Genomic DNA, 10,818 nt, shown 5'->3' on the forward strand with positions numbered 1-10,818 from the left:
CGCCGAGGCGCCGAAGACGATGATCGACACGGACGCGCCGAATGCGGCGGCTGGCGCGATGCCGAGCGTGTACGGGCTGACGAGCGGATTGCGCATGGTCGAGGCCCTCGTCGAGGAGCTGTTCAAGGACGCTCTGCTGATGGATGCCGACGAGGAACTCCCCCTGCAGACCAGCTACTTCGACCTGGGCCTGACCTCGCTGCGGCTGACCCGCATCAAGCAGCAGCTGGAAGAGCTCCTCGATCTGACCATCAACACCAATGTGCTGTTCAACGAGCCCACCGTCGAGCAGTTGGTCCTCTACCTGAGCGACCTGCTCGCCGCCGCGCCATCCGCCGCGCACCTGCCCGCCCAGTAACCCACCACCGGACAGCACCGGCCCGCCACCGGACCCAAGGAGCCGCGGACATGTCGCGCGAGAACAGCCACCTCACCCCCCCGGCCGCGGCCGGCCCGCCCAACGAACCGGTCGCGATCGTCGGCGCCGGTCTGCGCTTCCCCGGCGGCAGCACCAGCCTGGACGAGTTCGAGGAGTTCCTGCGCACCGGCAGCTCCGGCATCGGGCCGCTGCCCCAGGACCGCTGGGACGTGGCCGCCTTCACCCCCCAGAGCCCCGACGACAAGGGCAAGATACGCGCCACCGCAGGCGGCTACCTCGACCGGATCGACCTGTTCGACGCGGGCTTCTTCAACATCTCCCCCAAGGAAGCCCAGTACATCGACCCGCAGCAGCGCCTGCTCCTGGAGACCGCCTGGCAGGCCCTGGAACAGGCCAACATCGACCCGACGCCGCTGCGGCGCTCCAACGCGGGCGTCTACATCGGCGCCAGCTCCGTCGACTACGCCATGGAACTGGACGCGCTGCCCTACGAGGACCTCGACGGCCATCTGGCCTCGGGCATCACCCTGTTCCCGCTGGCCGGACGGCTCTCGTACTTCCTGGGCTGGCGCGGCCCGAGCATCAGCGTGGACACCGCGTGTTCCTCGTCGCTGACCGCGCTGCACCTGGCGGTGACGGCGCTGCGCCGCGGCGAGTGCGACCTCGCGCTGGGCGGCGGGGTCAACGCGCTGCACCACCCGCGGATACCGGTGATGTTCTCCAACGCCCAGATGCTGGCGGCCGACGGGCAGTGCAAGACCTTCGACGAATCAGCCGACGGGTACGCGCGCGCCGAGGGGTGCGGCGTCCTGGTCCTCAAGCGGCTGGCCGACGCCACCCGGGACGGCGACCAGGTACTGGCCGTCATCCGGGGCACCGCGGTCGGCCAGGACGGCGACAGCGCCGGTCTGACCGTGCCCAACGGGCCCGCCCAGGAGCGGGTGCTGAACCTGGCGCTCGCCGATGCCGGGCTCGGCTCGGGTGACATCAGCTACGTGGAGGCGCACGGCACCGGCACACCGCTGGGCGACCCCATCGAGATCGGCGCCATCAGCAACGTGTTCGCCGACACCCACACCAAGGACGACCCGCTGATCGTCGGCTCGGTCAAGACCAACCTGGGCCACATGGAGCCGGCCTCCGGCCTCGTCGGCGTCATCAAGGCGCTGCTGCAGATCCGCTCCGCGACGATCTTCCCGCACCTGAACTTCACCACGCCCTCCCCGCGCATTCCCTGGGAGGTGTATCCGGTGCGCGTCGCGACCCGGTGCGAGCCCTGGAAGGCACCGGTGCGCCGGGCCGCGGTCAACAGCTTCGGCTTCGCGGGCACCATCAGTGCCATCGTCCTCGAAGAGCCCCCCGCTCCCGCGCCCGCCGGGGACGGCCAGCCCGCGGGCGCCGAAGCCCACGCGGCGGCCCCGGTGTTCACCCTGTCCGCCAAGAGCGGCGCCGCGCTGCGCGAACAGGCCGAGCGCTACCACCAGTTCGTCGAGCAGCACCCCGGCCTCGACCTGGCCTCCCTGTGCTACACCGCCAACGTGGGCCGGGCCCACTTCACCCACCGCACCGCCGCCCCGGTCACCGACCGCGCGGCGCTCCTCGCCCACCTCGACGCCGTCCGGGGACCCGAGGCGGTCGTGGAGCCCTCCGGCATCCGCAAGGTCGCCTTCATGTTCACCGGGCAGGGCGCGCAGTACGCGGGCATGGGCGCCGCCCCCTACCGGCAGTTCGCGCTCTTCCGCGAGGTCGTCGACGAGTGCGACCGGCTCTTCGCCCCCCACCTGGGCCGTTCCGTGAGGGACTTGCTCCTGGGCACCGCTGCGGACCCCGAGACGATCGACCAGACCCAGTTCACCCAGGCGGCCCTGTTCACCCTCGAGTACGGCCTCGCCCGCCAGTGGATGTCCTGGGGCGTGCGGCCCAACGTGCTGATCGGGCACAGCATCGGCGAGGTGGTGGCCGCCACCGTGGCGGGCCTGTTCTCACTGCCCGACGCGGTGACGCTGGTGGCCGCCCGCGGCCGCCTGATGCAGTCCGTGACCGCCGAGGGCTCCATGGCCTCCGTCGCGGCGAGCGCCGACGACCTCGCCCCGCTGCTCGAGGGCCACCCCGATCTCGCCCTGGCCGCGGTCAACGGCCCCCAGCAGTGCGTGATCTCCGGAGCGAGCGCGGCGCTCGCGGAGGTCAGCGCCCGGCTGACCGCACAGGGTGTGCGCGTGCAGCCGCTCGCGGTGTCGCATGCCTTCCATTCCCCGCTGATGGCCGAGGTGTTCGACGAGTTCCGCACCGCCCTGGAGACGGTCACCTTCCGCGAGCCGTCCATCTCGCTGGTCTCCAACCTCACCGGCAAGGTGGCCCGGATGCGGGAGATCGCCAGCGCCGAGTACTGGGTGCGGCACATCGGCGAACCGGTGCGCTTCCTGGCCGGGATGCGCGCGGTCGCCAAGCGCGGCCGGCACGCGTTCGTGGAGATGGGTCCCTCGGCCATGCTGTGCGCGCTCGGCAAGAGCTGCGTCACCGCGGGCGAGCACCTGTGGCTGGCCAGCCTGCGCCGCCAGGACACCGGCGGCGCAGCGACCCTGCGTGCCCTGTCCGACTTCTATGCCGCCGGGCTCGGCGTGGACTGGAGCGCCTACCACGGCGACGCCCGCCGGACCAAGGAGCAGCTGCCCACGTACGCCTTCCAGCGCAAGCCGTACTGGCTGCCCCTGCCCACGGCCCGTACCGGGCGCGGCTCCGGCGGCCCGGCCCACCACCCGCTGCTCGGCCGGCCCACCCCGGCGGCCGACCTGGCCGACGGCACGCATGAGTTCACTGCCGAGTTCACCCTGGCCGAGCTGGGCGAGCTGGCCGGCCACCGAGTGGGCGACGCGTCCTGCGTGCCCCCCGCGGCCTGGGTCGACCTGCTGCTCGCCGTGCAGGACGCGGTGTTCGGGCACACCCGCGGCGCCGTCGAGGAACTGCGGCTGCCCGAGCCGTTGGAGCTCGCCGGTGACCAGGTGGTGCGGCTGACGACCCGGCTGCGCCGCAGGGGCGCCGAACCCGCGGACGTGGAGGTGACGGGCACCGTGCACGGCAAGAGCGACGGCGACGCGGACGGCGCCGCCGCGGAGCAGGACGAACGCACCTTCGTACGCGCCCGGATCGTGACGCGGGCCCCCAACGACGCCGACAGCGCGCTGATCGCCCTGGCCCAGGATCCCGGCATCCTGCTGGAGCGGGCCGACGCCGAGGACATCGCGACGGACCTGTCCGCCGTCGGCCGGAGCCTGGGCGACACGCCGCCGCGTCTGGTGGCCGCCACACGTCATCCGGGCGGGGTGGTGAGCGCCGGGCTGACCGGCGGCGAGACGGCCGTGGTCGAGCAGCTGCCCGCCGCGCTCCTGGAGAGCGCGCTGATCGCCGCCGTCGCCCTGGACGAACAGGGCCCGGTGCACGTGCTGCGGGGCGCCGCCCGGGTGCGGCTGTTCAAGAAGCCGCGCGGCGGGCTGCTGCGCCTGGTGGCCCGGGTCCGCCCCCAGGACACGGACCGGCTCGCCGACCTGCTGCTGCTCGAGGACGACGAGCCGGTGGCCGAACTGCTCGGCGCCGAACTCGCCCGGCCGCAGGGACCGGACAGCGGGCCGCACTTCACCCATCGCGTCGACTGGCTGCGCCGCAGCCTGCCCGCCGCCCACCCGGCACCCGCCCCGCGTCACGTACTGCTCGCCGGTGCCGCGGACGGGGCCGGCGGGCCGCTGGTGCCCGCCGCGCTCGACGCCCTGGCCGGCCTGTGCGGGCCGAACGGAGCGCCGCAGGACGACCTGCGGCTGACCCTGGCCCCGGACGCCGCCGCACTGCACGCGGCGCTGGACGACGTCTCGGTGACGGACGTCGCCTGGTTCTGGCGGCCCGCCGCGGGCGAGCAGTCCTACGCCAGGCTGCGCGCCGAACTGGAGTCCAACTTCCGCGGCCTGCTCGGGGCGCTGGCCGCACCCGGCCTGGCCGACCCGCGGCGCACCCCGCGGCTGTGGCTGGTGACCGAGCGCGCCCAGTGGCTGCCCGGCGACCGGGCCGACGGCACCGAGCAGCTTGCGGCCGCCGCCCTGTGGGGCTTTGGCCACGTCCTGCTCAACGAGCACCCGAAGCTGAAGGCGACCCTGGTCGACGTCGACCAGGACGGGCCGGGCTCCGCGCGGGCGCTGCTGGCCGAGTGGCGCGCCCAGGAGAGCGAGGAGTACCAGATCGCCTACCGCGCGGGCCGCCGCCATGTGCGCAGGCTGCTGGCCGACGACGGCCCCCTGGCCCACTGCGGCACCGTGGAGCTGCACACCACCCTCGCCGGAACCCCCCGCGCGGTGCCGGTCCCCGCACCGGCGCTGCAAGGCGACGAGGTACGGGTGCGAGTGAGCGCCGCGGCCCTGACCGGCCAGGACCTGCCCGCACCCGCCCCCGGCCCCGCCGCGCTCGACGCGACGGCGCCCGCGGAGACCGGGCCCGCCGAGGCGGTGCCCCTGACGGCGACCGCCTGCGCGGGGGCCGTCGAGGCCGTCGGCCCCGGGGCGCGGATCGCCGTCGGCACCCTGGTGGCGTTCCGTCAGCACGGCGTACTCGGCTCCGTGGTGACCGTACCGTCCGGTGCGCTGAGACCTGTGGAGGCGACCGCACGGCCGGCCACGGCGGCGGCGCTGGCCGCCGGCGCCGACGCGGCGCACGCCCAGGACGTCGAGGTGTACCGGCCCGAGGAGACCGACGAGGCACTGCGGACGCTGGCCGCCCGCCCCGGCGCCGTGGTGGTCGTCGCCTTCGGGCCCGACCCGGCCGTCCCCGAGGCTGCCTCCCGCCAGGGCGCGGACACCGGTGACGCGTTCGCCGTCCGGGGGGATCGCACCTACGTGGTGACCGGCGGGCTCGGCGGGCTCGGCCTGGCCACGGCGCGCAAACTGGTCGACCTGGGAGCCAGGCAGCTGGCCCTGGTCAGCCGCAGCGGACGCGCCACCGACGAGGCCGCGGGCATCCTGGCCGAACTCCGCGAGCGGGCCGAGGTGAGGCTGCTGCGGTCGGACCTGGGCAGCCAGGAGGACGTCGCGGGGCTGGTACGGCAGTTGCACGGGCTGGCCCACCCGGTGGGTGGCATCGTGCACGCGGCGGGCGCCGTGGACAGCGCACTGATCTCCGCACTGGACTGGCCGGCCATCGAGGAGCAGCTGGCCCCCAAGGTGTACGGCGGCTGGCTGCTGCACGAGGCGGCCGCTTCCTTCCCCGACCTTGAGTTCTTCACCCTCTACTCGTCCATCGCCGCGGTCGCCGGCGCCCGGGGCGGCGCGGGCCAGGCGCACTACGCGGCGGCTTTCTCCTTCCTGGACGGTCTGGCCCACTGGCGCTCGCGCCGCGGGCTGCCCGCGCTGAGCGTCAACTGGGGCTCCTGGGCGCGGGTGGGCATCTCGGCCCGTCTGGACAGCACGTACATCAGGGAGATCGAACGCAGCGGCGTCCGCCTCTTCTCGCCCTCCTGGGGGCTGCGGGCCCTGCACCGGCTGTGGGGGCGGCCGGGTGCGCAGCGGGTGGTGAACGTCTTCGACTGGCCTCAGTTCGTGGGCAAACTGCCGCTGGCCAACGCCCTGTTCGAACGCGTCGCCGGCGACCGGCAGCAGGGCGCGGACGGCACCGGCACGGACCTGGCCGACCTCCTTGCCCGGCCCCGGGCCGAGCGGCTGAAGCTCATCGGGCGGGCCGTGGGCGAACGGGTCGCCGCCGTCCTGCACTTCGGCTCGGCCGAAGAGGTGGAGCCCGGCGCCGACTTCGTGACCCTGGGCCTGGACTCGGTGATGGGCATGGACGTCAAGTCGGGCCTGGAGAGCGACTTCGGCCTGAATCTGCCGGCGTCGCTGACCTTCGACCACCCCTCGGTGGGCAAGCTCACCGAGTTCGTCGAGCGCCAGCTGACCCAGGAGGCGGGATGACCGAGCGAGCGGCGCACCGCGCGAGAGACAGCGTGAAGGAGATGGACCACGTGCAGCACGACACGGGCCGCGCCGGCGGCTGGACACTGACCGGGGCCTGCGCCCGCAACGCGGTCGAGCGCCCCGGCCACACGGCGCTGATCTGCGAGGACCGCCGCACCAGCTACGGGCAGCTGCACCACGACAGCAACCGGGCGGCCCACGCCCTGATCGCGGCGGGCATGACGCCCGGCAGCCGGGTGGCCTACCTGGGCCGCGAGTCGGAGCACTACTACCTGACCGTCCTTGCCTGCGCCAAGGCGGGCGCGGTGATCGTACCGGTGAACTGGCGGCTCACGACTGCCGAGGTGCAGCACATCGTGCGCGACTCGGGCGCCCAGCTCCTCTTCGTGGATGAGGAGTTCGCCGCGACCGCGGAGCAGGCGCTGGCGGGTGCCACGACGGCTCCCGGGCCTGCCGTGGTGCGCCTGGACGGCCCGGGGCCCGGCGGCGTCCGCGATCGCGGGGCGGGCCTGCGCGCCTGGTACGCGCAGGCCCCGGCCACAGCCCCGGACCTGGACATCGGCCCCGACGACGCGGTGCTGCAGATCTACACCAGCGGCACCACCGGCTTGCCCAAGGGCGTGGTCATCGCCCACCGGACGTTCTTCACGCTGCCCGAGGCGATGCGCGCGACGGGCGCGGACGGGGACGACTGGATCGACTGGCGCCCCGAGGACGTCAGCCTGGTCTCGCTGCCCGGCTTCGGCATCGCGGGCATCGGCTGGTTCCTGCACGGCTTCTGCGCCGGGGCCACCCATGTGGTGATGCCGATGTACGTGCCCACCGAGGCGGTGCGGCTGATCCGCGAGTACGGCGTGACGATCACCTTCGTGGCGCCCGCGATGCTCCAGATGATGCTGGACGAACGCGGCGTCAGCGCCGAGACCTTCGCCTCCCTGCGCAAGATCGCCTACGGTGCCGCGCCGATCTCCGAGAAGCTGCTGCTGCGCAGCCTGGAGGTGTTCGGCTGCCAGCTCGCCCAGATCTACGCCAGCACCGAGGCGGGCAGCGTCGCGGTGTGCCTGCCGCCTTCGGCGCACCTGCCGGGCTCCCCGCTGCTCAAGGCCGCGGGGAGACCCTGCCCCGGCAACGAGATCAAAATCGTGGACCGCCAGGGGGGCGTGCTGGGGCCCGGCCAGATCGGCCAGGTCTGCCTGCGCACCCCGGCCCACATGCTCGGCTACCACAACAGGCCCGAGGCGACCGCCCAGACGCTGGTGGACGGCTGGCTGCACATGGGCGACGCCGGCTACCTGGACGCGGACGGTTATCTGTTCCTGTGCGACCGGATCAACGACACGATCATCGTGGCCGGACAGAACATCTATCCGGCCGAGGTGGAGAAGCAGCTCAGCGAGCACCCCGCGGTCGCCGACGCGGCCGTGGTCGGCGTGCCCGACGAACGCTGGGGCGAGGCCGTGCACGCCGCCGTGGTGCTGCGTCCAGGCACCGCGGCCCGCCCCCGCGAGCTGCTGCTGTTCCTGCGCGGCAGGCTGGCCGACTACAAGATTCCCGTGCGGTACCACGTCCTTGACGTGCTGCCCCGCAATCCCTCCGGCAAGATCCTGCGCCGCCTGGTCAGGGAGCAGCTGGCCCAGCGGCTGGCCGAGCACCCGGACGAGCGGCGGCCCGGCGGCCCCGGCGCCCGGCGCCGGGCGGCGCCCGCCTGAGCCGCCCCGCCTCCCACCTCACCCCGACATCCTGAAGGAGTACCACTCATGGGCATCCCAACGGGCCCCCCGTCCGTCGGTGTTCTGCTGCCGACGCGGGAGCAGGCCATCAACGGCACCTTCGCCGCGGCCCCGCTGCTCGACTTCGCCCGGCAGGCCGAGGAGCTCGGCTTCGACTCGCTGTGGGCGGGCGACTCGCTGACCGCCCGGCCCCGCCTCGACCCGCTGGTCGTGCTGTCCGCCGCGGGCGCGGTCACCAGCCGCGTCACGCTGGGCACCGCCGCCCTCACCCCGGCGCTGCGCCATCCGCTGATCGGCGCGCACCAGGTGGCGAGCCTGGACCACGTCACCGGGGGGCGGCTGGCGCTGGGCCTCGGCTCGGGCTTCCCGATGCCGCAGACCGAGGAGGAGTTCGCCTCCGTGGGCGCCTCGTTCGCCGGCCGGGCCGGGCGCCTCGACGAGATCGTCGCGCTGTGGCGCCGTGCCTGGCACGCCACCGACGCCGGGGCCCCGGTGGACTTCGAGGGGCGCCACTGGCAGGCCACGGGCCTGGACCGGCTGCCGGCGCCGCAGCGTCCGGGCGGCCCGCCGCTGTGGCTGGCCGGCAGCGACACCCCCAAGGTCCTGGAGCGGGTGGCCCGGCACTACGACGGCTGGATGCCGTTCCTGCCCAGCGCCGACAGCTACGCCACGGCCTGGCGGCGCATCGGCGAGCTGGCCGCCGCCGCGGGCCGGCCCGCCGACGCGATCACCCCGGCGCTGTACGCCACGATCACCGTCAACGACGACGCGGCCGCCGCCCGCGCCGAACTCGAGCACTACATCGAGCACTACTACGGGCGCACCCTGGAACAGATGGCGGCCGTTCAGGCCTACGCCTGGGGCAGCGCCGAGCAGTGCGCCGACGCGCTGGCGGCCTACGTGCGCTCCGGCGCCCGGCACCTGATCATCCGGATCGGTTCGCTCGACCCCGAGGCGCAGCTCAAGCAGATTGCCGACGTGGTGCTGCCCCGACTGAAGGAGACCCCCAAGTGAGCGGCTACGGTCAGGACATGTCCACGGCCGGCTCGTGGTTCCACCCGCCGCAGCCGGACCCCGACGCCGCCGTGCGGCTGTTCCTGCTGCCGCACGCGGGCAGCGGCGCCATCATCTACCGGGACTGGCCCACTCTGCTGCCCCCCGACATCGCCACCCAGGCGGTGACCCTGCCGGGCCGTCACAACCGGCGCGAGGAGGAGACGTACGAGGACTTCGAGCCGCTGCTCGACGGCCTGTACGAGGCGGTGCTCGACGAGCTGGACGACGACCGGCCCTTCGCCCTCTTCGGCCACTGCCTCGGCGCCCAGCTGGGGTTCCGGGTGGCCGTAAGGCTCAAGGAGGAGGGCGAGCGGCAGCCGCTGCTCCTCGGCATGTCCGGCTGGTCGCCCGTCGGCTTCTTCAAGCCGACCGAGGAGCAGAGCCGGATGCCGGACGACGAGATACTCGAGTGGATCAAGCGGCTCGGTTCGTTCCCCGCCGAGGTCTACGACAACCCCGAGATGCTCGCGCTCATCGTGCCCGCGCTCCGTGCCGACCTGCGGGTCTCCGCCCAGTACGAGGACGACGGTGCGACGGTGTCCTGCCCGCTGGCCTCCTACGGCGGCGAGAGCGACCCGTTGCAGGAGGCCCCGGACGCGATGACCCACTGGGCCGGGCGCAGCCCGCAGTACCTGGGACACCACGGCTTCAGCGGGGGCCACTTCTACATCGACAACCACGCGGTGGCGGTGACCACGGACTTCGCGCGTCAACTGCGGCGCCTGGCGGCGCAGCCCGCGCACTGACCCTGCTCCCCCGCCCCTCTCTCCTCCCCTGGTAGGTCACCATGCCCTTCGTCACGGCCAAGGACGGCACACAGCTCCACTACGAGGACTGGGGGGCGGGCCGGCCGGTCGTCCTCCTGGGCTCGGCCACGATGAACTCCCGCATGTGGGAGTTCCAGGCCCACCATCTCGCCGAGCGCGGCCTGCGCTGCATCCTGCCGGACCGGCGCGGCTTCGGCCGCTCCGAGCGGCCCTGGGACGGCTACGACTACGACACCCTGGCCGACGACCTCGCCTCGCTCATCGGCCACTTGGGGCTGCGCGACACCACGCTCGTCGGATATGCGATCGGCGGGGGCGAGGCCGTGCGCTACCTGTCCCGGCACGGCTCGGGGCAGGTGTCCCGGCTGGCCCTGGTGTCCACCACCGCGCCCTTCCTGCTGCGCACGCCGGACAACCCCGACGGCATCGACCCGGCCGTCCGCGAGCAGGCCGTCGCCGCGATGAGCGCGGACCGGGCGCGGTACGTGGCCGAGATCGCCGTGCCGTTCTTCGGCGGCCTGGAGGCGACGGCGGACTCGCTGCCGATCTCGCCGCAGCTGGTGAACTGGCTGACGCAGCAGGTCCTGGACAGCTCCCTGCGCGCCTCGGTGGAGATCACCCGCACCCTGTTCACCGAGGACCTGCGCGCCGACGTGCGCGCCGTCGGCGTACCCACCCTGATCATCCACGGGGATGCCGACCCGAGCGCGCCCCTCGACCTGTGCGCCCGCCGGACCGCCGCCCTGATCCCGCACAGCAGCCTGACGGTGTACGAGGGCGCCGCACACGGCCTGTTCGCCACCCACGCGGACCGTCTGAACGCCGACCTCCTGGAGTTCGTCACCGGCTAGGACGCGCCGGCGGGCACCGACGCCACCGCGCCAAACACGCGCACCCGGCCAGTGTGCACCCTCGACACGGCTGCCGTCAGGTGCCACGCG

The 10,818-nt window shown here is 73.8% G+C and carries 7 protein-coding genes; 6 read left to right on the plus strand and 1 reads right to left on the minus strand.

The genetic code is table 11. The features are described 5' to 3' along the window. Window positions 1-96: iron chelate uptake ABC transporter family permease subunit (locus ABZ863_RS34150; RefSeq protein WP_358543792.1), on the minus strand; the 96-nt coding region annotated here is incomplete at its 3' end. A gap of 43 nt (window positions 97-139) precedes the next feature. Between ABZ863_RS34150 and ABZ863_RS34155 the strand changes: the two genes are divergently transcribed. From ABZ863_RS34155 to ABZ863_RS34180, 6 genes are read left to right on the plus strand one after another with little or no spacing between them, the layout of a single operon-like run. Continuing rightward, complete coding sequence (locus ABZ863_RS34155; RefSeq protein WP_358543794.1) at window positions 140-358, plus strand: acyl carrier protein; 219 nt, start codon at window positions 140-142, stop codon at window positions 356-358. 50 nt (window positions 359-408) lie between these two features. Then, window positions 409-6,321, plus strand: coding sequence for an SDR family NAD(P)-dependent oxidoreductase (locus tag ABZ863_RS34160; RefSeq protein WP_358543787.1), 5,913 nt, complete (start codon window positions 409-411; stop codon window positions 6,319-6,321). Continuing rightward, the gene (locus ABZ863_RS34165) at window positions 6,318-8,033 is read left to right on the plus strand and encodes a long-chain-fatty-acid--CoA ligase (protein ID WP_358543789.1); all 1,716 of its coding nucleotides are present in this window, start codon (window positions 6,318-6,320) and stop codon (window positions 8,031-8,033) included. Before ABZ863_RS34160 ends, ABZ863_RS34165 begins: the two co-directional genes overlap by 4 nt. Before the next feature lie 48 nt (window positions 8,034-8,081). Beyond that, window positions 8,082-9,068, plus strand: a complete 987-nt coding sequence (locus ABZ863_RS34170) for an LLM class flavin-dependent oxidoreductase (RefSeq protein WP_023421022.1) — start codon at window positions 8,082-8,084, stop codon at window positions 9,066-9,068. Then, window positions 9,065-9,856, plus strand: a complete 792-nt coding sequence (locus tag ABZ863_RS34175; protein WP_128462247.1) for a thioesterase domain-containing protein — start codon at window positions 9,065-9,067, stop codon at window positions 9,854-9,856. The genes ABZ863_RS34170 and ABZ863_RS34175 overlap by 4 nt, the downstream gene beginning before the upstream one ends. A gap of 41 nt (window positions 9,857-9,897) precedes the next feature. Then, on the plus strand, window positions 9,898-10,728 hold the full coding sequence (locus ABZ863_RS34180) for an alpha/beta hydrolase (protein WP_023415563.1): 831 nt from the start codon (window positions 9,898-9,900) through the stop codon (window positions 10,726-10,728). The last annotated feature ends 90 nt before the right edge of the window (window positions 10,729-10,818 follow it).

Source organism: Saccharomonospora sp. NPDC046836 (assembly GCF_040645195.1).
In the GTDB taxonomy this organism is placed as follows: Bacteria; Actinomycetota; Actinomycetes; order Mycobacteriales; family Pseudonocardiaceae; genus Prauserella_A.